This is a genomic window from Microbacterium sp. LRZ72, assembly GCF_033792225.1.
Taxonomy (GTDB): Bacteria; Actinomycetota; Actinomycetes; order Actinomycetales; family Microbacteriaceae; genus Microbacterium.
Genome location: NZ_JANGEX010000006.1, coordinates 94,374 through 116,763, shown reverse-complemented (window position 1 = coordinate 116,763; position 22,390 = coordinate 94,374). Strand labels below are relative to the sequence as shown.

General features: G+C 71.9%; 23 protein-coding genes. 12 read left to right on the top strand and 11 right to left on the bottom strand.

Features of this window, described 5'->3' with window-relative positions:
- Nucleotides 1-11 precede the first annotated feature (11 nt).
- From M4I32_RS08695 to M4I32_RS08680, 4 genes are all read right to left on the bottom strand, one after another.
- Complete coding sequence (locus tag M4I32_RS08695; protein ID WP_319034083.1) at nucleotides 12-293, bottom strand: type II toxin-antitoxin system RelE/ParE family toxin; 282 nt, start codon at nucleotides 291-293, stop codon at nucleotides 12-14.
- A 111-nt stretch (nucleotides 294-404) separates the two neighbouring features.
- Nucleotides 405-1,055, bottom strand: a complete 651-nt coding sequence (locus tag M4I32_RS08690) for an arsenate reductase ArsC (RefSeq protein ID WP_319034082.1) — start codon at nucleotides 1,053-1,055, stop codon at nucleotides 405-407.
- Complete coding sequence (locus M4I32_RS08685) at nucleotides 1,052-1,468, bottom strand: arsenate reductase ArsC (RefSeq protein ID WP_319034081.1); 417 nt, start codon at nucleotides 1,466-1,468, stop codon at nucleotides 1,052-1,054. The genes M4I32_RS08690 and M4I32_RS08685 overlap by 4 nt, the downstream gene beginning before the upstream one ends.
- Nucleotides 1,469-1,534: 66 nt before the next feature.
- Nucleotides 1,535-2,434 carry a metalloregulator ArsR/SmtB family transcription factor gene (locus tag M4I32_RS08680; RefSeq protein ID WP_319034080.1) on the bottom strand — a complete coding sequence of 300 codons (900 nt, stop codon included), beginning with the start codon at nucleotides 2,432-2,434 and terminating at the stop codon, nucleotides 1,535-1,537.
- Nucleotides 2,435-2,495: 61 nt separating this feature from the next.
- Between M4I32_RS08680 and M4I32_RS08675 the strand changes: the two genes are divergently transcribed.
- Genes M4I32_RS08675 through M4I32_RS08655 form a run of 5 tightly spaced genes read left to right on the top strand, consistent with a single transcriptional unit; the run spans nucleotide 2,496 to nucleotide 7,528 of the window.
- Nucleotides 2,496-2,777 carry a metal-sensitive transcriptional regulator gene (locus M4I32_RS08675; protein WP_319034079.1) on the top strand — a complete coding sequence of 94 codons (282 nt, stop codon included), beginning with the start codon at nucleotides 2,496-2,498 and terminating at the stop codon, nucleotides 2,775-2,777.
- Entirely contained in the window at nucleotides 2,774-3,019 is a 246-nt protein-coding gene (locus M4I32_RS08670; RefSeq protein ID WP_319034078.1) for a heavy-metal-associated domain-containing protein, read from the top strand. Before M4I32_RS08675 ends, M4I32_RS08670 begins: the two co-directional genes overlap by 4 nt.
- Nucleotides 3,016-5,238 (top strand): heavy metal translocating P-type ATPase, encoded by a 2,223-nt coding sequence (locus tag M4I32_RS08665; RefSeq protein WP_319034077.1) that lies wholly within the window; start codon nucleotides 3,016-3,018, stop codon nucleotides 5,236-5,238. Before M4I32_RS08670 ends, M4I32_RS08665 begins: the two co-directional genes overlap by 4 nt.
- A 20-nt stretch (nucleotides 5,239-5,258) precedes the next feature.
- Nucleotides 5,259-7,319: a heavy metal translocating P-type ATPase gene (locus M4I32_RS08660; RefSeq protein ID WP_319034076.1), complete on the top strand. Its 2,061-nt coding sequence runs from the start codon at nucleotides 5,259-5,261 to the stop codon at nucleotides 7,317-7,319.
- 56 nt (nucleotides 7,320-7,375) lie between these two features.
- Nucleotides 7,376-7,528 (top strand): hypothetical protein, encoded by a 153-nt coding sequence (locus M4I32_RS08655; protein WP_319034075.1) that lies wholly within the window; start codon nucleotides 7,376-7,378, stop codon nucleotides 7,526-7,528.
- Between the two features lie 120 nt (nucleotides 7,529-7,648).
- Here M4I32_RS08655 and M4I32_RS08650 read toward each other — a convergent pair whose 3' ends face one another.
- The gene (locus M4I32_RS08650) at nucleotides 7,649-8,215 is read right to left on the bottom strand and encodes a TetR/AcrR family transcriptional regulator (protein WP_319034074.1); all 567 of its coding nucleotides are present in this window, start codon (nucleotides 8,213-8,215) and stop codon (nucleotides 7,649-7,651) included.
- A 34-nt stretch (nucleotides 8,216-8,249) separates the two neighbouring features.
- Between M4I32_RS08650 and M4I32_RS08645 the strand changes: the two genes are divergently transcribed.
- The 3 genes from M4I32_RS08645 to M4I32_RS08630 all read left to right on the top strand — a co-directional run bounded on the left by M4I32_RS08645 (nucleotide 8,250) and on the right by M4I32_RS08630 (nucleotide 10,752).
- The gene (locus M4I32_RS08645) at nucleotides 8,250-9,335 is read left to right on the top strand and encodes a zinc-binding dehydrogenase (protein ID WP_319034073.1); all 1,086 of its coding nucleotides are present in this window, start codon (nucleotides 8,250-8,252) and stop codon (nucleotides 9,333-9,335) included.
- A gap of 33 nt (nucleotides 9,336-9,368) precedes the next feature.
- On the top strand, nucleotides 9,369-10,001 hold the full coding sequence (locus tag M4I32_RS08640; RefSeq protein ID WP_319034072.1) for a helix-turn-helix transcriptional regulator: 633 nt from the start codon (nucleotides 9,369-9,371) through the stop codon (nucleotides 9,999-10,001).
- Nucleotides 10,002-10,092: 91 nt separating this feature from the next.
- Complete coding sequence (locus M4I32_RS08630) at nucleotides 10,093-10,752, top strand: cation transporter (RefSeq protein ID WP_319034071.1); 660 nt, start codon at nucleotides 10,093-10,095, stop codon at nucleotides 10,750-10,752.
- Between the two features lies 1 nt (nucleotide 10,753).
- On the opposite strand, the gene fdhD is transcribed toward M4I32_RS08630, so the two are convergent.
- Complete coding sequence (gene fdhD, locus M4I32_RS08625) at nucleotides 10,754-11,644, bottom strand: formate dehydrogenase accessory sulfurtransferase FdhD (protein ID WP_319034070.1); 891 nt, start codon at nucleotides 11,642-11,644, stop codon at nucleotides 10,754-10,756.
- Nucleotides 11,645-11,682: 38 nt separating this feature from the next.
- Nucleotides 11,683-12,780, bottom strand: coding sequence for a GTP 3',8-cyclase MoaA (gene moaA / locus M4I32_RS08620; RefSeq protein ID WP_413466801.1), 1,098 nt, complete (start codon nucleotides 12,778-12,780; stop codon nucleotides 11,683-11,685).
- Nucleotides 12,781-13,018: 238 nt separating this feature from the next.
- Here moaA and M4I32_RS08615 point away from each other — a divergent pair, with 238 nt between their 5' ends.
- From M4I32_RS08615 to cydC, 4 genes are all read left to right on the top strand, one after another.
- The gene (locus M4I32_RS08615; protein ID WP_319034069.1) at nucleotides 13,019-14,437 is read left to right on the top strand and encodes a cytochrome ubiquinol oxidase subunit I; all 1,419 of its coding nucleotides are present in this window, start codon (nucleotides 13,019-13,021) and stop codon (nucleotides 14,435-14,437) included.
- Nucleotides 14,438-14,446: 9 nt separating this feature from the next.
- Complete coding sequence (cydB, locus tag M4I32_RS08610) at nucleotides 14,447-15,460, top strand: cytochrome d ubiquinol oxidase subunit II (protein WP_319034068.1); 1,014 nt, start codon at nucleotides 14,447-14,449, stop codon at nucleotides 15,458-15,460.
- 26 nt (nucleotides 15,461-15,486) lie between these two features.
- Complete coding sequence (gene cydD / locus M4I32_RS08605; protein ID WP_319034067.1) at nucleotides 15,487-17,253, top strand: thiol reductant ABC exporter subunit CydD; 1,767 nt, start codon at nucleotides 15,487-15,489, stop codon at nucleotides 17,251-17,253.
- Nucleotides 17,254-17,333: 80 nt separating this feature from the next.
- Complete coding sequence (gene cydC / locus M4I32_RS08600) at nucleotides 17,334-18,971, top strand: thiol reductant ABC exporter subunit CydC (RefSeq protein ID WP_319034147.1); 1,638 nt, start codon at nucleotides 17,334-17,336, stop codon at nucleotides 18,969-18,971.
- Nucleotides 18,972-19,254: 283 nt separating this feature from the next.
- Here cydC and M4I32_RS08595 read toward each other — a convergent pair whose 3' ends face one another.
- From M4I32_RS08595 to M4I32_RS08580, 4 genes are read right to left on the bottom strand one after another with little or no spacing between them, the layout of a single operon-like run.
- Nucleotides 19,255-20,391: a sulfate/molybdate ABC transporter ATP-binding protein gene (locus M4I32_RS08595; protein WP_319034066.1), complete on the bottom strand. Its 1,137-nt coding sequence runs from the start codon at nucleotides 20,389-20,391 to the stop codon at nucleotides 19,255-19,257.
- Nucleotides 20,388-21,152, bottom strand: a complete 765-nt coding sequence (locus M4I32_RS08590; RefSeq protein WP_319034146.1) for an ABC transporter permease — start codon at nucleotides 21,150-21,152, stop codon at nucleotides 20,388-20,390. Before M4I32_RS08590 ends, M4I32_RS08595 begins: the two co-directional genes overlap by 4 nt.
- Before the next feature lie 58 nt (nucleotides 21,153-21,210).
- Nucleotides 21,211-21,960 carry a molybdate ABC transporter substrate-binding protein gene (gene modA, locus M4I32_RS08585; protein WP_319034065.1) on the bottom strand — a complete coding sequence of 250 codons (750 nt, stop codon included), beginning with the start codon at nucleotides 21,958-21,960 and terminating at the stop codon, nucleotides 21,211-21,213.
- Nucleotides 21,961-21,989: 29 nt separating this feature from the next.
- A complete protein-coding gene (locus tag M4I32_RS08580) occupies nucleotides 21,990-22,382 on the bottom strand; it encodes a TOBE domain-containing protein (protein ID WP_319034064.1) in 393 nt (130 codons plus the stop codon).
- Nucleotides 22,383-22,390 lie beyond the last annotated feature (8 nt).

The window sequence follows — 22,390 nt, the reverse complement described above, 5'->3', positions numbered from 1 at the left end:
GTGGTCCCTCCTCAGTGGTAGTCGACGATCTGGACGTCGGTCGGACCGGCAGATGTCCAGACGAAGCAGATGCGGTACTGGTCGTTGATGCGAACCGAGTGCTGTCCCTCGCGGTCGCCGGCGAGCTTCTCGAGTCGGTTGCCCGGCGGGATGCGCAGGTCGTTGATCGTCTCGGCCGCGTTGAGCAGCCGAAGCTTTTTCTGAGCAGCGCGTTGCAGTTCGGGACCGAATTGCCGGACGTGCTCGCGCGCCCAGACTTTGCGCGTCGGCTCGTCCGCGAAAGACCGGATCACCCCGCTAGACTAACGCCACTCGATAGTATTGGCAAACGTGAGTACATGAACGAGCGCGCGATGGTGGATCAGGGTTCGCAGCCGGTCTCACGAGGTGAGCGGGTCCGCTTCTCAGCCCTTCGAGGGGACCAGCTCGCCGATCAGCTGCTCGACGTGGGCGCGGATGTCGTCACGCACAGCGCGGACGCCGTCGAGGTCGAGGTCGGCGGGGTCGGCCAGCTGCCAGTCCAGGTAGCGCTTGCCGGGGTAGATGGGGCACGCATCGCCGCATCCCATCGTGACCACGGCATCCGCCGCACGCACGACGTCGTCGGTGAGCGGCTTGGGGAACTCCTCGCCGATCTGGATGCCGATCTCGGCCAGCACGCTCTGCACCTGGGGCAGGATGCCGGCACCCGGCTGCGAGCCGGCGGAGCGCACGTGCACCCGGCCGCCCGCGAGGTGGCGGGTCAGCGCGGCGGCCATCTGCGAACGACCGGAGTTCTGCACGCACACGTACAGCACCTCGGGCACCGGCTTGGCGATCAGTCCCTTTGACTGCGCCAGTGCGGTCAGGCGGTCCCGCGCGAACTTCTCGGCCAGCGCGGGCAGGTGCGTGGTGACTGTCGCCGTGCGCCCGAGGGCGGCGTAAGACTCGAACACGACGCGCTCGACCGTCTCCTCACCCACGATGCCCACGTACTGGTGGGCGAGGCGTTCCGCGGCGCGGTGGAGCACCGACTGCGCCGAGAGCAGCGAGTCTTGGCCGCGCACCGTGCTCATGCCGCGCCCCGCTCCGGCAGCAGTTCGGCGATGAGGGTCTGGATGCGGCCGCGGATCTCGTCGCGAATGGGCCGCACCGACTCGATGCCCTGGCCGGCCGGGTCGGCCAGCTCCCAGTCCTCGTAGCGCTTTCCGGGGAAGATCGGGCATGCGTCGCCGCAGCCCATGGTGATGACGACGTCGGATTCCTTCACCGCCTCGACCGTGAGCACCTTGGGCGTGTTGCCCGCGATGTCGATCCCCTCCTCGGCCATCGCCTCGACGGCGACCGGGTTGATCTGGTCCTTCGGCGCCGATCCGGCCGAGAGCACCTCGATGTCGTCGCCCGCGAGCGCGCTGAGATACCCGGCGGCCATCTGGGAACGACCGGCGTTGTGGACGCAGACGAACAGGACGGTGGGCTTGTCACTCATGAGGCTCCCTCTTTCGGTCAACCCTAATCATAGACAGTGATCTATGTATTGAGAGAGAACGCGGGGTTAACGCGCGCTGACGCGGTCACCGAGCAGTTCGCGCAGCAGCAGGCGGACGCGCCCGTCGAGGTCGTCACGAATCCTCCGCACCTGCTCGATCGGCTCGCCGACCGGGTCGGCGATGTCCCAGTCCACGTAGCGTCGCCCGGGGTAGACCGGGCATGCATCCCCGCAGCCCATCGTCACCACCACGTCGGCCGCGCGCACCATGTCGTCCGTCAGCGGCTTGGGAAAGTCTCCGTCGACACCGACGCCGATCTCATCGAGCGCAGCGACGATCGGCGGGCGCACGTCCGCGACGGGCGCGGACCCCGCCGTCGAGACCCGCACGCGCTCCCCGGCCAGCCGGCGCAGAATGGCGGCGGCCATCTGGGAACGGCCGGCGTTCTGCACGCAGACGAACAGCACGTGCGGGCGCTCACCGCTGCGGGCGCCGCGCTCCTGCAGCAGCGCGGCCAGTCGCGCCGCCGCGAAGGCGGCCGTGCGCGAAGCCAGGTGCGGGTGATCCCCGGCGCCGGTCAGCAGGTCATGACTCTCCGCCACGCAGCGCGCCACACTCTCACGCGAGAGCACCCCCGCGAACCGGGTCGTGAGGTCGTCGGTCAGGCGTTCGAGGTCGACCGGCGCCGTGTCGACGGGGGCGGGCTCGAGAAGGGTCCGGATGCGGTCGGCGTGGGCCGGCGCCAGCGAGTACCAGACGCGCCGCCCCTCCGGACGCCCGGTCACGATCCCCTCCCCGGCGAGCACCTTCATGTGGTGACTCACGGTGGGCTGGCTCACGCCGAGCACCTCGGCCACACGCCCCACCAGCACCCGGCCGTCCGGCGCGGACGTGATCAGCTGCAGAATGCGCAGCCGCGTCGGGTCCCCGAGCAGCCTCGTGCTGCGCGCCATACCGACATCCATAGATCGCAGTCTATCGAACTTGCCGCCCCTGGGTACCCTACGGGGGTATAGCATGGTGGCCATGAACGGCTACATGGCGAACAAGGAAGACCTGCTCGCGCGCCTGAAGCGCGCCGAGGGGCAGGTGCGCGGGATCGCCCGCATGGTCGACGAGGACAAGTACTGCATCGACATCCTCACGCAGGTCTCGGCAGCCACCCGCGCGCTCGAGACGGTCGCCCTCTCGCTGCTCGCCGACCATCTTTCGCACTGCGTCGCCGAGGCCGCCGCGGAGGGCGGTCCCGTCGCCGCGGAGAAGGTGCGCGAGGCCAACGACGCGATCGCGCGGCTGGTGCGGTCGTGACCGGCGGCAACGACGGCGTGGTCGAGACGATCGCCGTGACCGGGATGACCTGCGACCACTGCGTGCGCAGCGTCACCGAGGAGCTGGCGGCCATCGAGGGCGTGCAGGGCGTTGCGGTCGACCTGGTCGCGGGCGGGGTATCGCGGGTCGAGGTCCGCAGCGGCACGCCACTCGACCCGGCCGTGGTGGATGCCGCCCTCGATGAGGCCGGCTACGCCCGGGCGCCGGGGGACGCGCCGTGACCTCCGCGGATGTCGAGCTCGAGGTCTCGGGGATGACCTGCGCCTCGTGCGCGAACCGCGTGGAGCGCACGCTGAACAGGATCGAAGGCGTCGAGGCATCCGTCAACTACGCCACCGAGAAGGCGCACGTGCGAACGGACGGCGTGGACGCCGCCCGACTGATCGCCGCGGTCGAGTCGGCAGGCTACTCTGCGGCGCTTCCCGCTCCCCCGCGCGCCGAGGACTCCGACGACTCCGGCTCCGACGACGAGGCCGCGGCGATCGCACGTCTGCGTCACCGGCTGCTCGTCAGCGCCGCGCTGGCCGCACCGGTCGCGGTGCTCTCGATGGTGCCCGTGCTGCAGTTCGACTACTGGCAGTGGGTGGCGCTCGCTCTCACGCTTCCGGTGGCGACGTGGGGTGCCTGGCCCTTCCACCGGGCCGCGGCGCGGGCCGCGCGCCACGGCTCCGCCACCATGGACACGCTGATCAGCCTCGGCGTGACCGCGGCGTTCGGGTGGTCGCTGTATGCATTGGTGCTCGGCGGCGCCGGGGCTCCCGGCATGCGCATGCAGCTGACCCTGTTCGGCACGCCAGGCTCCGGCGCGCACGAGATCTACCTCGAGGTCGCCGCGCTCGTGACGGTCTTCCTGCTCGCGGGAAGATACGCCGAGGCGCGCGCGCGTCGGTCCTCCTCCGCCGCACTGCGCGCGCTCCTGCGCCTGGGTGCCCGCACCGCGCGGCGACTTGACGACGGGACCGAGACGACCGTGCCGGTCGACGCATTGGTGCCCGGCGACCTCGTGGTCGTGCGACCGGGCGAGAAGATCCCCTCCGACGGCATCGTCGTGGCCGGGTCCTCAGCGGTCGATGCGAGCATGCTCACGGGCGAATCGGTGCCCGTCGAGGTCGGCGAGCACGATGCCGTCGTGGGCGCCACCCTCAACGCGGGCGGCGTGCTGACCGTGCGCATCACCCGCGTGGGCGCCGACACCGAGCTGGCGCGCATGCAACGCCTGGTCGAACAGGCCCAGACGGGCAAGGCCCGCGCGCAGCGGCTCGCCGACCGGGTCTCAGGCGTCTTCGTGCCGGTCGTGATCGTGTTGTCCGCGATCGCATTCGCGGGCTGGCTGCTGGTGGGCGCGACCCCCGAGACGGCGTTCACGGCCGCGGTCGCGACGCTGATCATCGCCTGCCCGTGTGCGCTCGGACTCGCCACCCCGACGGCTCTGCTGGTGGGCACCGGACGAGCCTCCCAGCTGGGGATCCTGATCCGCGGCCCCGAGGTGCTCGAGCAGACGCGCCGCATCGACACGGTGATCCTCGACAAGACCGGCACTCTCACCTCGGGCGAGATGACGGTCGCGGCCGTGCGGCCGGTCGCCGGCGTGGACGAGGACGAACTGCTGCGCGTCGCCGCCATGGCCGAGGCCGGCTCCGAGCACCCCATCGCGCGGGCGATCGTCGCGGCGTCCCCCGTCGCCCCCGCGCTGCCGCGGGAGTTCTCGGCGGATGCGGGGTTCGGGGTGCGCGCCAGGGTCGGCGACGCGCTGGTGCTCGCGGGTCGGCCGTCCTGGCTGGCCACGCAGGGGGTGGCCGTGAGCCCCGAATCGACGGATTCTCACGGCGCCAGCGCCGTCGCTGTGGCACGCGACGGCGAGCTGCTCGGCACGATCGCGGTCGCCGACTCGCCCAAACCCACCAGCCGCACAGCCGTTGACCGTCTGCGTGCGCTCGGGCTGTCGACCGTGATGGTCACCGGCGACAGCCGGGACGCCGCCACGCGCGTCGCGGAGCTGGTGGGCATCGACGATGTGCAGGCCGAGGCGACGCCCGCCGGCAAGCTGGCGACCGTTCAGCGGCTGCAGGCGGAGGGGCGCGTGGTCGCGATGGTGGGCGACGGCGTGAACGATGCAGCCGCCCTCGCCGCCGCCGACCTCGGCATCGCCATGGGCCGGGGTACGGATGCCGCGATCGCCGCCGGCGACATCACGGTCGTCTCGGGCGACCTGCGCGTGGTCGCCGATGCGATCCGACTCTCACGCCGCACCCTCGGCATCATCCGGGGCAACCTCTTCTGGGCGTTCGCGTACAACGTCGCCGCCCTGCCGCTGGCGATGCTGGGGCTGCTGAACCCGCTCATCGCCGCAGCGGCGATGGCGCTGTCGTCGGTGTTCGTCGTGACCAACAGCCTGCGGCTGCGGCGCTTCCGCGCCGCGGCATCCGGACCGGAGGAATGATGCAAGACGGCGACACACCTATGAGCACACCCGAAGGGACATCGGGCGACGAGCACGCGGATCACGAAGAGACTCCCCACGCGGCCCATGGCGAGCACGCCGGACACGGCGATCATGTGGCGCAGTTCCGGCGCCTGTTCTGGACGATGCTCGTCCTGGCCGTCCCCGTGGTGGCCTTCTCGCCGATGTTCGGCATGCTGATCGGGTATGACGTTGCGGATCTGGCCTGGGCGACGTGGGTGTCGCCGGTGCTCGGCACCGTCATGTACGTGTGGGGCGGTCGCCCCTTCTTGACGGGCGCCGCCTCGGAGCTGCGCTCGCGCGCGCCCGGGATGATGCTCCTGATCGGCCTCGCGATCACGGTCGCCTTCCTCGCCTCGTGGGGTGCCACCCTGGGCCTGCTCCACCATGAGCTCGAATTCTGGTGGGAACTCGCCCTCCTCATCGTGATCATGCTGCTCGGGCACTGGATCGAGATGCGATCGCTCGCGCAGACGACATCCGCACTGGATTCCCTCGCTGCCCTCCTGCCCGATGCGGCAGAGCGGGTCACCGAGGACGGCACCGAATCGGTCCCGCCGGCCGAGCTGCGAGTCGACGACATCGTGCTGGTGCGTCCCGGCGGCCGTGTCCCCGCGGACGGGCGCATCGTGCAGGGCGCCGCCGAGATGGACGAGTCGATGATCACCGGCGAGTCGCGCTCGGTGCGCCGCGCAGAAGGCGACGACGTCGTGGCCGGCACGGTCGCGACCGACTCCGGGGTGCGGGTCACCATCACCGCGGTGGGCGACGACACGGCGCTCGCCGGCATCCAGAAGCTCGTCGCCGACGCCCAGCAATCCTCGTCTCGCGCCCAGCGCCTGGCGGACCAGGCGGCCGCATGGCTGTTCTGGTACGCACTCGGCGCCGCAGCGCTCACGGCGGTCACGTGGAGCCTCCTCGGCATGCCGGATGCCGCCGTCGTGCGCACCATCACGGTGCTCGTCATCGCGTGCCCCCACGCGCTCGGCCTGGCGATCCCGCTCGTCATCTCGATCGCGACCGAGCGCGCGGCCCGCGCCGGGGTGCTGGTGAAGGACCGCCTCGCACTCGAGACGATGCGACGCGTGGATGCGGTGCTGTTCGACAAGACCGGCACGCTCACTGTCGGCGCACCCGCGGTGACCGGCGTCATCGCCGCGTCGGACAGGGCGGACGACGATGTGCTCCGCCTGGCGGCGGCGGCAGAAGCCGACTCCGAGCACCCCCTCGCCCGCGCGATCGTCGAGGCCGCCGCAGCACGTGAGCTGACGGTGCCCGCGGCCGCGAGCTTCTCCTCCGCACCGGCCGTAGGCGTGCGGGCCGATGTCGACGGACGCGAGGTGCGGGTCGGGGGTCCACACCTGCTCGACGAGGAGGGTGCGGACGAGCTCGAGGGCACACGCTCGTGGCGCGACGAGGGCGCCACCGTGCTGCACGTGCTCGTCGACGCAACGGTGATCGGTGCGCTGCGCCTGGCCGACGAGATCCGCCCCGAGTCCGCGCAGGCCGTGTCGGCGCTGCAGGAGCGGGGGGTGGATGTCGTGATGATCACCGGCGATGCCGACTCCGTCGCGCGGTCGGTGGCGGAGCGACTCGGCATCGATCGGTACTTCGCGGGCGTGCGACCCGAGGACAAGGCGTCGAAGGTCGCACAGCTGCAGCACGAGGGGCGCCGGGTGGCGATGGTCGGCGACGGCGTGAACGACGCGCCCGCGCTGGCGCGCGCGGATGTCGGCATCGCGATCGGCGCAGGGACCGACGTCGCGATCGCCTCGGCCGGCGTCGTACTCGCGAGCGACGACCCCCGCTCGGTCGTGTCGGTCATCGAGCTCTCCCGCGCCGGCTACCGCAAGATGACGCAGAACCTGTGGTGGGCCGCGGGGTACAACCTCGTCTCGGTGCCGCTTGCCGCAGGCGTGCTCGCACCGATCGGATTCGTACTGCCGATGTCGGTCGGGGCGATCCTGATGTCGCTGTCGACCGTCGTGGTGGCACTCAACGCCCAGCTGCTGCGCCGCCTGGACCTGCGTCCGGATGCCGTGCTCGGCGACCCCCGGTAGGCACCATCGCCACGGGATGGGTATCGTTGACTCGACCGAACGACCAAGGAGAGCGAATGTTCGTCGTAGCCCTGATCCTCTTCATCGCGGGGATGTACCTCACGGGATTCGCGTTCTCGATCACGGAGTGGCAGGCGTTCGTCTTCGTCGGCGGCATCCTGCTCGTCTCGCTCGCGGTCGCGCTTCCGATCCACATTCAGCGGCGCTAGCCCGTTGCCACCCACCCGTCGCCACAGAACGTCCCCTCGACGCGCCGGAAGCGACATCCTTTGGCGAGCCGCCACATGCGCGCGGCACCCCGCGTCCGCCAGTCGGCGGAGAACGTCGCCTCAGGGGCGCGCGGATGCCGTGCGCACGAGGTCCTTCGCCAGAGCGGTGCCGACCGCGCCCGTGTCAGGCTGTACCGGCTGAGCCGCGAGTATGCCCTCGTGGAGCACGAACAGCCGTGCGGCGAGCGTCTCGGGCTCGGCGCAGCCCGCCGTCGTGGCCAGCTGCGCGAAGAGCCCCCGCAGCCAGCGCTTCTGATCCGCGGCGATGCGGTGGGCGGGATGGTCGGGATCGGGCAGCTCGGCCAGAGCGTTGACGAAGGCGCACCCTCGGCCACCGGTCCACCGCTCGAGCGCCACGAACGGTGCGGTGACGGCGTCGACCGGGTCGGAGCACGTGGTGACCACGTGCTGCACGAGCGCACGCCAACGACCATCGCGCTCGCGCAGATACGCCGCGACCAAGGCGTCCTTCGAGCCAAATCGGTTGTAGAGCGTGCGTTTGGTCACTCCCGAGCGTTCGGCGATGAGGTCCACCCCCACAGCCGTGATGCCGCGGGCGTAGAAGAGGTCTTCGGCGGCCGCGACGATGCGCCGCCCCGCGGGCGTCAAAGGCTCCGTGGTCGTCATTGCGCGCCTTTACCGATCGGTGTACATTCGGGTGATGTTCACCGATCAGTGTAATCACCACGAGGCGCTCCCGCCTCTTCCCGACGACATGCGTGCCGTTCGGATGACGGCACACGGCGGAGTGGAGGTCCTCGAGTCCGCGCGGGTGCCCCTCCCCCGGCCCGCCGCCGGGGAAGCGCTCGTGCAGGTGCGCGCCGTCGCGCTGAACAACACCGACCTGTGGACCCGGCAGGGCGCCTATGGCCTGCCAGGCGACCCCGACGCTCTGGCGGGGTGGCGCGGCCCGGTCACGCTCCCCCGCATCCAGGGCGCGGACGTGGCGGGACGGGTGGTGGCAGTCGGCGCCGACACGGATGCCGCGCTCGTCGGCCGTCGCGTCGTGATCGACCCGGCGATCTACGACGGCTCCGGGCCCGAGGCGAACCCGGTCGGCCTCATGGGCAGCGAACGGGACGGCGGCTACGCGGAGTACGTCACCGCCCCCGTGGACCGCGTGCACGATGTGTCCGGCTCGCCGCTCTCGGACGACCAGCTCGCGAGCCTCCCCACCGCATACGGCACGGCCCTGGGCATGCTCGAGCGCGGACGCGTCACCGCGGGCCACACGGTGCTCGTGACGGGCGCATCCGGCGGGGTCGGCCTCGCCCTCGTGCAGCTCGCGCGGGAGCGCGGCGCCACCGTGCTCGCCGTCAGCAGCGGCGACAAGCTCGATGAGGTGCGCGCCGCCGGCGCGGATGCCGTCATCGACCGCGCGCACGACGTCGTCGCACAGGCGCGGTCTGCCACCACGGACGGCATCGACGTCGTTCTCGACGTGGTCGCCGGCGATCTCGTGGGCCGGGGGCTGCCGATGCTGCGCGAAGGTGGCAGCTGGGTCATCGCCGGCGCCTTGGGCGGGCACGACGTGGCGTTCGACGTCCGCCGACTGTACCTGCACAACGCCCGGATCGTCGGGTCGAGCATGCACACGCCCGGCCACTTCGCCCTGCTGATGGACATCGCCCGCTCAGCAGGCGTGCAGCCCGTGATCGCCGCCACGTTCCCCCTCGAGCAGGCCCCCGAGGCACAGGAGCAGCTCGCCCGTCGGCGACACGTCGGGAAGATCGTGCTGAACCCCTAGGTCCGCGGCGCGGTCCGCGACGATAATGGGGGCATGGTCGGCACGAGCGGCACCTACAGCGCGATCTCGAGCTACAGTCGCGTCGAGATCCTCCACCTCGTGCAGCGTGCCCCGCAGCGTACGATCGCCGAACTCGCTGCGGCGACGGGCCTGCACGCGAACACTGTGCGCGAGCATCTGGACCGACTGGTCGAAGCCGGGCACGTCGTGCGCGAGACCGAGCGGCGCACCACCCGCGGCCGACCGCGCGTGCTCTTCAGCGCCGCGACCGGTGAAGCCGACACCTCGAGCTCCGTGCTGCGCCGCAAGGCGCGCGAAGCCGCGGAGCGCGGCGACCTGATGCGCCGGGTCATGCCGTGGACGAGCATGGCATCCGGCGCTCCGGCCACCGAGTTGGGCACCGAGGCCGTGCACCAGATCGACGCCATCGTCGACCACCTCGCCGAGTCCGGCTTCGACCCGCTCGTCGACGAGACAGCCCTGACGATCGACCTGTCGCCGTGCCCGCACGCCTCGGCGCAGTCCGGCCACCGCGACACGCTGTGCACCGTGCATCTGGCGATCATGGAGGGTGTGCTCAGCGGCGCTCGCGGGCCCTTGCACGTCGACGGCATGCACCCCTCCTGCGACCCCGCGCAGTGCGTCGTGCAGCTGACCTCGAGCTGACGGTTCGCCGCCGAATGGTCAGCACCATGGACGTCGCGCTCGCCGTGAATGAGAGCGCCCCCTGCGTGGATCCCGCCTGCACCGTGCCCGGATGCTGCGGGGCGAACCTGTGAGCACGGTGACGCCCGCGCGGCGCGAACGCCTGCATCGCCGGGTGCGTCTGATCGTCGCGTTCACCATCGCCTACAACGTCATCGAGGGGGTCGTCGCCCTCGTTGCGGGTGTGATGGCCTCGTCGGTCGCGCTGATCGGATTCGGGCTGGACTCGGCGGTCGAGGTGCTCTCGGCCGCCGCCGTGGCATGGCAGTTCACCCGCGCCGATCCGGAGCGCTGGGAGAAGGCGACCGTGCGCGCCATCGCGGTGGCGTTCTTCGCCCTCGCGACGTACGTCGCCGTGGATGCCGTATGGGGCCTCGTCGCACAGGATGCTCCGGCGCACAGCCCGCTCGGACTCGGGATCACGGCCCTGAGCCTCGTCGTCATGCCGCTGCTGGCCTGGTACGAGACCCGCACGGGCCGCGAGCTGGGCTCGCGGAGCGTGCTCGCCGATGCCCGGCAGCTGCTGCTGTGCGTGTACCTCTCGGGGGCTGTGTTCGTGGGGCTGCTGCTGAACAGCCTGCTGGGCTGGTGGTGGGCCGATTCGGTCGCCGCGCTGGTGGTCGCCGCACTCGCCGTGCGCGAGGGGATCGAAGCCTGGCGAGGCGACGTCGAGTCGCCGTTCGAGGTGCTCAGCGAGATGGACGACGACTGACTCAGGGCGCGGTCGCCACCGCCTCGGCCTCCGAGACGCGGATGCGGTCGGCGCCGGTGTAGACGTTCATCGACGCGCCCCGCAGGAAGCCGACGAGCGTGAGGCCCGACGAGGCCGCCAGCTCGACCGCGAGCGACGACGGCGCCGAGACGGCGGTGAGCATCGGGATGCCGGCCATCACCGCCTTCTGCACGAGCTCGAAGCTGGCGCGGCCCGAGACCATGAGCACGTGACCGGACAGCGGCAGACGGTCGTTGAGCACGGCCCACCCGACGACCTTGTCGACGGCGTTGTGGCGCCCGACATCCTCGCGCAGCACGACGAGCTCGCCCGTGGCGGCGTCGAACAGCCCCGCCGCGTGCAGTCCCCCGGTCTTGTCGAACACCGCCTGCTCCGCGCGCAGGCGGTCGGGAAAGCCCGTGAGGGTTGCGGCATCGAGCACCGCGGCATCCCGCGACACGTCGTAGGCCGAGACCGTCTCGACCGCGTCGATGGAGGCCTTGCCGCATAGGCCGCAGGAGCTGGTCGTATAGAAGTTGCGCGCCATGTCGGGGTCCGGCAGCGGCACGCCCGGGGCGAGCGAGACGTCGAGCACGTTGTAGGTGTTCTCGGTCTGGCCGGCCAGCGGGCCGCCCGTGCCGGGGCCGCCGCAGTGGATCGCGCTGCGGAACTGGTCGCCGCGCGAGATCACGCCCTCCGAGACGAGAAAGCCGGCGGCGAGCTCGACGTCGGCGCCGGGCGTGCGCATCGTGACGGCGAGCGACGTGCCGCCGACACGGATCTCGAGCGGCTCCTCGACCGTGAGGGTGTCGGAGCGACGGGCGACGCGGTCGCCCTCCTCCGTGCCGACGGTGATGCGCGTGATCGGCCTGCGCGCGGTGATGCGGCCCATCCCGCCATGCTAATCCCGCGGTGGGATGCCGGGACCGCTCAGCCGCCGATCGCGTTCATGCCGCGCGCGGGCTGCAGGAACGACGGGTCGTTGATCGCGTGACCGGGCAGCTTGCCGCGCACGCAGGAGCGCAGCATCGCGTCGAGGTCGGTGTCCCGTTTCGTCTCGCCTCGCTCGCTCAACGACCCCGGGGCATCCGCCCGCAGGATCGGGAGCAGATCGTACTCGGTCGTCGAGAACAGGCAGTTGCGCAGCTGGCCGTCGGCGGTCAGCCGCAGCCGGTCGCAGTCGCCGCAGAACGGCGCCGTGACCGACGCGATCACACCGACCGTGTGCTCGCCGCCGTCCAGCATCCAGCGCTCAGCGGGAGCGCCGCCGCGTCCCGGCACGGGCGCGAGCGACCACCGCTCGCCGAGCGCAGTGAGGATCTCGTCGCGGGTGACCATGCTCGCGCGGTCCCACGTGTGCCCGGCATCCAGCGGCATCTGCTCGATGAAGCGCATCTGCGCGTCGTGGGCGACCGCGAACTCGACCAGATCGACGAGTTCGTCGTCGTTGACCCCGCGCATCGCGACGGCGTTGATCTTGAGCGGGCGCAGCGGCGAGGCCTGCACGGCCGCGATGCCGGCGAGAACGTCATCGAGCCGGTCCCGCCGGGTCAGCTCGCGAAAACGCTCGCGCTGCACCGTGTCGAGACTGATGTTCACACGCGACAGCCCGGCGTCGATCAGGTCGGGCAGCACCTCGGGCAGGCGGATGCCGTTGGTGGTCATGGCGATCTCGGGATGCCCCTCCGGCCCCTCGATGCGGGCCAGGCGGCGCACGATCTCGACGATGTCGGTACGCAGCAGCGGCTCCCCACCCGTCAGCCGGAAGGTCGTCACGCCGGCGGCCGCGGCGATCCGCGCCACCCGCTCGATCTCGTCGAGGGTCAGGATGCTGGTCTTCGCCAGCCACTCGTTGCCCTGTTCGGGCATGCAGTAGGTGCACCGCAGAGAGCAGCGGTCCGTCAGCGAGATGCGCAGGTCGCGGTGCACGCGGCCGTGCGTGTCGAGCAGGGCGCCGGATGCGGGGGCGTCGGCGGATACGGCCGGTGGCGGCATCCGCGTGCCGATCGTGACGGGCACCGCGCTCACGCGCGCCCTCCGCCTATACGCACAACGATCGCACCGTTTCTCTGGCCGGACATGCACCGAGCCTAGTCCGGACCGAGGGCGGTCCGGGCCGGAGGCGGACGCGATTATTCACGGCTCGACCGACGGCGCGACGCCGTTGTCTTGCGGGAATCTCGATGTCGAGAAACCCGCATCCGGTGTGGTCAGACCACATGCTAACGTGATCGCGAACCGCCCCCTGAGCGATCGGAGTCCTGCCGTGGAGTTGCTCGATCCCCTCCTCCTGGCGAGATGGCAATTCGGCCTGACGACCCTGTACCACTACCTGTTCGTGCCCCTCACGATCGGCATGGCGCTCGTCGTCGCGATCTTCCAGACGGTCTGGTACCGCACCGGCGACATCAAGTGGCTGCACCTGACCCGGCTGTTCGGCAAGATCTTCTTGATCAACTTCGCGATGGGCGTCGTCACGGGCATCGTGCAGGAGTTCCAGTTCGGCATGAACTGGTCGGCCTACTCGCGGTTCGTCGGGGACGTCTTCGGCGCCCCGCTGGCGTTCGAGGGGCTGATGGCCTTCTTCTTCGAGGCCACGTTCATCGGGCTGTGGATCTTCGGCTGGGACCGTCTGCCGCGCCTGCTGCACCTGCTGTCGATGTGGATGGTGGTGCTCGGCTCGACCCTCTCGGCGTACTTCATCCTCGCCGCGAACGCGTTCATGCAGAACCCCGTCGGGTTCCAGATGGCGGCCGACGGCGGACGCGCCGAGCTGATCGACTTCGGCGCGGTGCTGACCAATCCCATCGTGCTCGCCGCGTTCCCGCACACGATCTTCTCGGCGTGGATGTTCGCTGCCGCGGTCATGATCGCCGTCTCGGCATGGCACCTCTCCCGCGGGCAGCATCTCGACACGATGCGCTCGTCGCTGCGGTTCGGATTCTGGTTCATGATCGTCTCGTTCGCCGGCGTCGCCGTCAGCGGCGACCAGCTGAGCCTGGCGATGGTCGCGACACAGCCTATGAAGATGGCCGCGGCCGAAGCCATGTGGGACTCGGCCTGCGGCGCGGATGCGTCGTTCTCGCTGTTCTCGATCGGCACACCCGACGGGTCCGAGGAGGTGTGGTCGCTGCGCGTGCCGTACCTGCTGTCGTTCCTGTCGACCCACAGCCTGGACGGCTGCGTCGAGGGGCTGAACGATCTGCAGGCGCAGTACGAGACGCAGTTCGGGGAGGGCGTCAGCTACATGCCGATCATCTGGGTGACCTACTGGTCGTTCCGCTGGATGATGGGCCTCGGCGGTGCGGCCGCGCTGATCTCGCTCGCGGGCCTGTGGATCACGCGCAAGAAGGCCACCCGCCCCGTGCGGCCCTGGATGTGGCGCCTCGCGATCTGGTCGGCGCCGCTGCCGCTGCTCGGCAGCCTCGTCGGGTGGGTCTTCACCGAGATGGGTCGTCAGCCTTGGATCGTCTTCAGCCTCATGTTCACCGAGGACGGCGTCTCACCGCGCGTGCCGGGGTGGACGGTGCTGATCTCGCTCGCCTCGTTCACCCTGATCTACGCCGCGCTGGCCGTGGTCGAGTTCGGCCTCATCGTCAAGGCCGCGCAGAAGGGTCCCGACCCCGATCCCGATCCCGACGACGAGCACGACGACGCCCGCACACCCCAGACGACGGTCTACTAGGAGGCAGCCATGGATCTCGCATACCTGTGGTTCTGGATCATCGGATTCCTCTTCATCGGCTACTTCGTGCTCGACGGATTCGACTTCGGCGTCGGGATGTCGCTGCCCTTCCTCGGCAGGGACGACATCGGGCGCCGGCAGATCATCAACACAATCGGACCGGTCTGGGACCTCAACGAGACGTGGCTGATCGTCGCGGGAGCGAGCCTGTTCGCGGCGTTCCCCGAGTGGTACGCCACGCTGTTCAGCGGCTTCTACCTGCCGCTGCTGATCATCCTGCTCGCGCTCATCGCCCGGGGAGTGTCGTTCGAGTACCGGCATCAGCGCGACGACCTGCGCTGGAAGAAGCGGTTCGACACGATGATCGTCGTCGGCTCGGCCGTGCCCGCACTGCTGTGGGGCGTCGCGTTCGCGAACATCGTGCAGGGCGTGCCGATCGACGAGGACTTCGAGTTCACCGGCACCCTGTTCACCCTGCTGAGCCCGTATGCGCTGCTCGGCGGTGCGACGACCCTGCTGCTGTTCTTCACCTACGGCGTCAGCTTCGTGGCGCTGAAGACCGACGGCCAGGTGCACGACGATGCCCGCCGCCTCGCCGCCCGCGCAGGTTTGCTCACCATCGTCGTCGCGGCGGCGTTCCTGCTGTGGACCGTGCTGGCCCACCCCGGGGTGCCCGTGATGGTGCTGGCCGGAGCGGCGGCGGTGCTGCTCATCCTCTCGGTCGGCGCGAACCTGCGCGATCGCGAGGGCTGGGCGTTCGGCTTCGCCGCAGCGACGGTCGTGGCGGCCGTGGGCACCCTGTGGTTCGCCCTCTACCCCGCCGTGATGCCCTCCTCGACCGACCCGGCCTTCAGCCTGACGATCGAGAACGCATCGAGCACCGACTACACCCTCACGATCATGTCGTGGGCGGCGCTGATCTTCCTGCCGCTCGTGCTGGCCTATCAGGGCTGGACCTACTGGGTGTTCCGGCGCCGGGTCTCGCGCGCGCACATCGAGAAGGCCGCCGCGCAGGCGCATTGACCCCGGCACCGGTACCCTCGACCGCTGTGGGTGATGTGACGGATGCGGGGGGCGCGCCGCCCGCGCGCACGCCCCCGGTGGATCCACGGCTGCTGCGGTACGCCCGCGCATCCCGTTGGCTCTTCGTGGCGCTCGCGGCCTTCGCCCTGCTGCAGACCGTCGTCATCGTCGCGTTCGCCTGGCTGCTCACGCGCGCGATCACCGGCGCGATCGAGGGGATGCCGGCATCCGAGCTCGCCGCGACGCTCACGGCCCTGGCGGGGGTGGTCGCCGTTCGGGCGACGCTGCTGTGGGGACGGGAGCAGGTGGCCGCGCGCGCGTCGGCGCGCGTGCAGTCGCAGCTGCGAGACGCCGTGATCGGCGCCGTCGGACGCCTGGGGCCCGGATGGCTCGAGGGCCGCAGCTCCGCCGCGCTCGCGGTGACGGCGGGGCGCGGACTCGAAGCCCTCGACGCCTACATCGGCCGGTACCTGCCGCAGCTGGTGCAGACGGCGATCGCGACGCCGATCATCGTGCTCGTGATGTGGTGGGCCGACTGGATCAGCGGCCTGACGGTGCTGCTCACCCTCCCGCTGATCCCGATCTTCATGATCCTCATCGGCCTCGCCACCCGAGCCGTGCAGCGGCGCCAGTGGCAGACGCTGCAGCACCTCGCCGTGCGCTTCGCCGACACCGTGCAGGGCCTCGGCACCCTCAAGGTGTTCGGCCGGCAGCACCGCGCCGCGGCATCCATCGACACGGTCACCGAGCGGTACCGGGCCGAGACGATGAAGGTGCTGCGGGTGTCGTTCCTCTCGGGCTTCGCTCTGGAGTTCCTGGCGAGCATCTCGGTGGCGATCATCGCCGTGTCGATCGGGTTCCGGCTGCTCGAGGGTTCGCTCACGCTGACGGTCGGGCTGTTCGTGCTGCTGCTCGCGCCCGAGGCGTATCTGCCGCTGCGGCAGGTGGGGGTGCAGTTCCACGCCGCGGCGGAGGGCGTGGCGGCGACCGACGACGTATTCGCGGTGCTCGACGCCGCGGCCGGTGCCGCGGGCGCACCCACCCCTCCCCACGGGTCGCCACAGAACGTCGCCTCCGAGTCCCCCGAGCGACAATCCTTGGCGACCGGTGGGGGTGAGCAGGCCGACGGGAATGGGCACGCCGGCGCACGCGCGGATGCCGCACTGCGCGTTCGCGGGATGCAGGTGCGCCGCGGCGAGCGGATGCTGGCTCCCGTCGACCTCACCGTGCGCCCGGGCGAGCTGGTGCTGCTCGAGGGGCCGAGTGGGGCCGGCAAGTCCAGCGTGCTGGCCGCACTGCGCGGCGCGGCGGCCTTCGACGGGACCGCGATGCTGGGGCGGCGCGACATCCGCACCCTCGCCCCCGCGCACTGGCTGGCGTGGGCCGGACAGCAGCCGGGCCTCGTCGGCGGATCCGTCGCCGCGAACGTCTCCCTCGGCGACGACGACCCCGACGACGCGCTCGTGCGCCGCGCCCTCGACATGGCCCGCGCCGGCGAGATCTCCCCCGCATTCGAGCTGGGAGCGCAGGGCTCGGGGCTTTCGGGCGGACAGGCGCAGCGCGTCGCCGTGGCGCGCGCCCTGTACCGCCACCTGCGCAGCGACGCCGCACCCGTCATCGCGCTCGACGAACCTAGTGCGGCCCTCGACCGTGACACCGAGGCCGCGCTCTGGCGAAGCCTGCGTGAGCTCGCGGATGCCGGCGCCGCCATCATCCTCGTCTCGCACCGGATCAGCGCGCGCGCGAGCGCCGACGCCGTCGTGCGGATGCAGCCGGAGGGGGTGACGGTGTGAGCGCCCGCGGCTCCGCGCTGCGGCCCGCGACCGACGCACGCGGGGCGGCCACCGACGCACGCGGCGTGCTGAAGCGCGCGATGCCGCCGCTGCGACGGTTCTGGCCGGCTGCGGCATCCGGATTCCTCTCCGAGGCGTCGGCGGTCGCGCTGCTGGCCGTGAGCGCCTGGCTGATCGTGCGCGCCAGCGAGCAGCCGTTCCTGCTCGCGATCTCGGTGGCGGTCGTCGGGGTGCGGCTGTTCGCCCTGACCCGCGCCGGGTTCCGCTACCTCGAGCGGCTCGCGGGTCACGACGCCGCGCTGCGCCAGCTCGCCGCGACACGCTCGGACATGGTGCGCCGGCTCATTCCGCTGGCACCCGACGGCCTCGGCCAGACGCGTCGGGGCTCGGTGCTCGGCGCGCTCGTCGACGACGTCGATGACCTGCAGAACCTTCCCCTGCGGGTCGTGCAGCCCCTCGCGGCATCCGCGCTCGTCGCCGTCGGCGCGGTGGTGCTCGTCGCCGTCGTCTCACCGCCCGCCGCCCTCACGCTGCTGGCGTGCCTGGTCGGCGCCGGCGCCGTCGCGACGGGCTGGGGATGGGCCTTCGGCGCCCGCGCCGAGCGCGCGCTGGCGCCGCTGCGTGCGCGGCTCGCCGACGCCGTGCTCGATCATCTCGGCAGCCTCGACGTGCTGATCGCCTACGGCGCCGAGGCGCGCAGTCGCGAACGCATCCGCGTGGCCGACGCCGCCGTGCGCCGCGCCGCGGTGCGCCGGGCCGCCGCGCAGGCAGGTTCGGCCGCCCTGGTCTCGCTGCTCGCGGGCCTCGCCTCGGTCGCCGCGGTCGCGGTCGCCGCCCCCGCGGTGGCGACGGGAGCGCTCGGCGCCCCCGGCCTCGCCGTCGCGGTGCTCGTTCCGATGGCCGTGTTCGAGGTGTTCGCCGCCGTTCCGCTGGCCGCCGCCGCGTGGCGCCAGGTGAGGGCGAGCGCCGGACGGATCGCCGAGGCCGTACCCGCGGATCTTCCCGACGGGCTCGTCCACGACGACGCCCCGCCGACCGGCGCGGCGCCCGCCCTGGGCGACGGACTGCGTCTGCGCGGCATCACGGCCCGCTGGCCGGGAGCGGCCACCCCCGCGCTGCGGGGACTCGACCTGGACGTGCAGCCCGGCGAGCGGCTGCTGGTCGTCGGCTCGAGCGGGGCGGGCAAATCCACGCTCGCCCACGTGCTCGTGCGGTTTCTCGACACCGAGGGCACGTATGAGATCGGCGGGACGCCGGTGTCCCGCCTCGCCGGTGACGACGTGCGCCGCACGGTGGGGCTGTGCGAGCAGCGGCCCATGATCTTCGACGAGGACATCCGCCAGAACCTGCTGTTCGCCCGCGACACGGCGACCGACGATGAGCTGCGCGCCGTGCTCGCCCGGGTCGGGCTCGACGACTGGGTCGAGCAGCGCGGCGGCCTGGACGCGCGGGTCGGCGAGCGCGGTGCGCTGATCTCGGGCGGCCAGGCCCAGCGGCTGGCGCTGGCCCGCGCCGTGCTGGCCGACTTCGCGGTGCTCGTGCTCGACGAGCCGACCGCGGGGGTGGATGCCGCGGCATCCGACGCCCTGCTCGTCGACCTGCTTCGAGCCGTGCCGGCCGACCGCGCCGTGGTGCTGATCTCGCACGTCGACGTGCCGGCGGGGCTGATCGACCGCCGCCTGCGGCTGGCCGACGGCCGTCTGACCGCGCAGCCCTGACACCACCCCGCCCTCGCCCCGCGCTCCCACCCCTGTTCCCCACCCCTGTTCTCCACCCCCGTTGTGGCTGCACTTTTCGGCGCCGGCGCCAGGAATAGGCGCCGCCGCAGCCGAAAAGTGCAGCCCCGACGGGTCTGGGGCCGCACCGAGCAGGCTTTCACCCCGGACGTCCCGCCCGGTCCTCCCCGCGGCTGCACTTTTCGGCGCCGGCGCCAGGAATCGGCGCCGCCGCGGCCGAAAAGTGCAGCCACAACGGCAGAGAAGAGCGCGCGCAACGGGTCGGCTAAGGCCCGACGTGTTGCAGACGGACGTCGGCCGGGGCGACGCGCAGGCGCACGGGCATCCCCGGCGCGAGCCGCCCCGCGACGATCTCGTCCGGAGCGACGTCGACCGCCACGGCGGGGTCGGCGGTGTGGATGCGGGCGCCCGCCGGCGTCTGCTCGATCCGCACGATGCGCGCGAGCCACTCCCCGGGCACGGCGGCCTCGGCCTCGGCCAGGCGCAGCGCGCCCGTCCAGGTCGACTCGCCCGCCGGCACCAGCCGCACCGCCGACGGCCGGAACACCGCGGCCAGCGGCGCGCCCTCATCGCCCGCCGCCCGGCGCGACGCCTCGTCCTCGGCGGCAATCAGCACATCGACCCCGCCGCCCGGCGCGCGCCACAGGCCGCCGTCGGCGACGCCCTCCAGACGGTTCAGCCCCGCCACGGTCGCCGCGAATCGCGTGGCGGGCGCACTCAGCACGTCGCGCACGTCGCCGCGCTGGGTGACCCGCCCGGCCTCGAGGATGATCAGGCGCGAGGCGAGGGCCGCGGCATCCACCGCGTCGTGTGTCACGATCACGGCGGTCGAGCGCGTCACGGTGAGCTGATCGTGCAGCATCGCGCGGATCTCGGCGGCGGTCTCGGGGTCGAGCGCGGTGAGGGGTTCGTCGAGCAGCAGCAGCTGCGGCCCCGTCGCGAGCGCTCGCGCCACCGCGACCCGCTGCTGCTGCCCGCCCGAGAGCTCGCGGGGCTTCTGCCCGCCGCTTCCCGGCAGGCCCACGCGCCACAGCCACTCGTCGGCCTCGGCGCGGGCGACCTGGCGCGGGATGCCGGCGGCCCGCGGTCCGAACGCGACGTTCTCGCGGGCCGTCAGGTGCGGGAACAGGTGGGGCTCCTGCCCCAGCAGCACGGCACCGCGCTGCGCGGGCGGCAGGTGCCGGCGGGGCTTCTCGGTCGTCGCGACGACGCGGTCGCCGATGCGCACGGTGCCCGCGTCGAAGCGCACGAGTCCCGCGATGGCGCCGAGCAGGCTCGATTTTCCGGCACCGCTCGGCCCCATGATGGCGACCACCTCGCCGGGCTGCGCGTCGATCGCGGCCTCGATCCGCAGCGACGGCCGCGCGATGGCGATCCGCGCCGAGAGTTCCGCTCCCGTCACCGGGCCACCCCCTGACGCCAGCCGCGCACGAGCAGCAGCACGACGAGGGCGGTCACGAGCAGCAGCAGCGACAGCGCGACGGCCGTGCCCTGCTCCACACCGGCGCCGTTGAAGGCGGTGTAGATGGCCAGCGGCATCGTCTGGGTGACCCCGGGGGCGTTGCCGGCGAACAGCGCCGTGGCGCCGAACTCGCCGACCGCGCGGGCGAAACAGAGGATGACGCCCGCGACAAGACCCGGCGTGGCCAGCGGCAACGTGACGCGCCAGAGCGTGCGCCACCGGCCGGCGCCGAGGGTAGCCGCTGCACGCTCGTACTCCACGCCCGAGGTGCGCAGCGCCCCTTCGAGGGCGAGCACGAGGAAGGGCAGCGCGACGAACACCTGGGCGATGATCACGGCGGTCGTGGTGAACGGGATCTGCACCCCCCACTCGGCCAGAGCCTGGCCGAGGGGCCCCGTGCGCCCGAACAGGAAGAGCAGGGCGACGCCGCCCACCATGGGCGGCAGCACCAGCGGCACCGTGACCAGCACGCGCAGCAGACCCGCGATGCGCGAGCCCGCCCGTGCGATCACGAGCGCGAGCGGCACCCCGAGCAGCACACACACGACCGTCGCGACAAGACCCGTGCCGAGCGAGAGCCCGAGCGCCTGCAGCGCCGCCGGTGCGGTGATGTCGCTCCACAGCGTCGCCCACTGCACGCGCGCGACGAGAGCGCCGAGCGGCACCACCAGCAGCGCCAGCCCCAGCAGCGCCGGCACCATCAGGATCCGCGGCACGAACCCGGGGCTCTGCGCGCGGCCGCCGATCACGATCCGCCCCTCACGGCGCGCCGAACCCGTATCGTGCCAGCACGTCGCGGCCCTCGGGCCCGGTCACGAAGTCGACGAAGGCCTGGGCGGCCTCGGGATGCCGGGAGCCGGCGAGGGCCGCGATCGGATAGCGGTTGACGACGGCATCCGCGCCCTGCGGGGTGATCGCCTCGATGCCGGAGCGCGTCGCGACATCCGTGGTGTAGATCAGGCCGGCGTCGGCCTCACCGACGGCGACCTTGGTCGCGACGGCCGTGACGCTCTGCTCGAGGCTGGCGGGAGTCAGGTCGACGCCGGCGCGCTCGAGCAGCTGCGCGGACGCATGGCCGCACGGGACCTCCGGAGCGCAGAGCACCACCGTCGCCCCGGGGTCGGACAGGTCGGGCAGGCTCATGATGCCGGCCGGGTTTCCCTCAGGCACGGCGATGACGAGCGTGTTCGTCGCGAACACCGTGGCCGGATCGCCGAGTCCGGCATCCTGCACGGCCCGCATATTGGCCTCGTCCGCCGAGGCGAACACGTCGGGGCTCGCGCCCTCGACGATCTGCGTCGCCAGCGTGCTCGATCCGTCATACACGAGGGGCAGGATATCGATCTCGGGATGCGCTGTCTCGAAATCATCGGCGATCTCGTCGAACGCCGCCTGCAGGGATGCCGCGGCATACACGGTCAGCGTGGCGGGGGAACCGGCGGCTTCATCGGCAGCCGGGGATGCCGCGCAGCCGCCGAGAACGGCCAGGCCGAGCGCCACAGCGGCCACGACGCCCCATCCGCGCGAACCCCGCCGCCTCACGAGGCGGGGGTCTCGACGATGACGGTGGTGGCCTTGACGACGGCGGCGGCGAGCGAACCGACCTCCAGCCGCATCTCGCGCACGGCCTCCGACGACATCAGCGAGACGACGCGATGCGGGCCGGCCTGGATGTCGACCTGCGCCATCACGTCGCCGACCTGCAGGCGCGTCACCAGGCCGACGAAGCGGTTGCGAGCGCTCGAGAGCCGGTCGCCGGCATCTTCCGCCGCACGGGCGACCGCGACGGCACGTTCCGCGAGCGCGGCACCGGGGACCTCCGCCGGAACCGCTCCCGTCGTGGGCAGGGCACCCTGCTCGATCCACCGGCGCACGGTGTCGTCGCTGACGCCGAGCAGGCGAGCGGCCTCGGCGATCTTGTAGGCGGGCATGACGACAA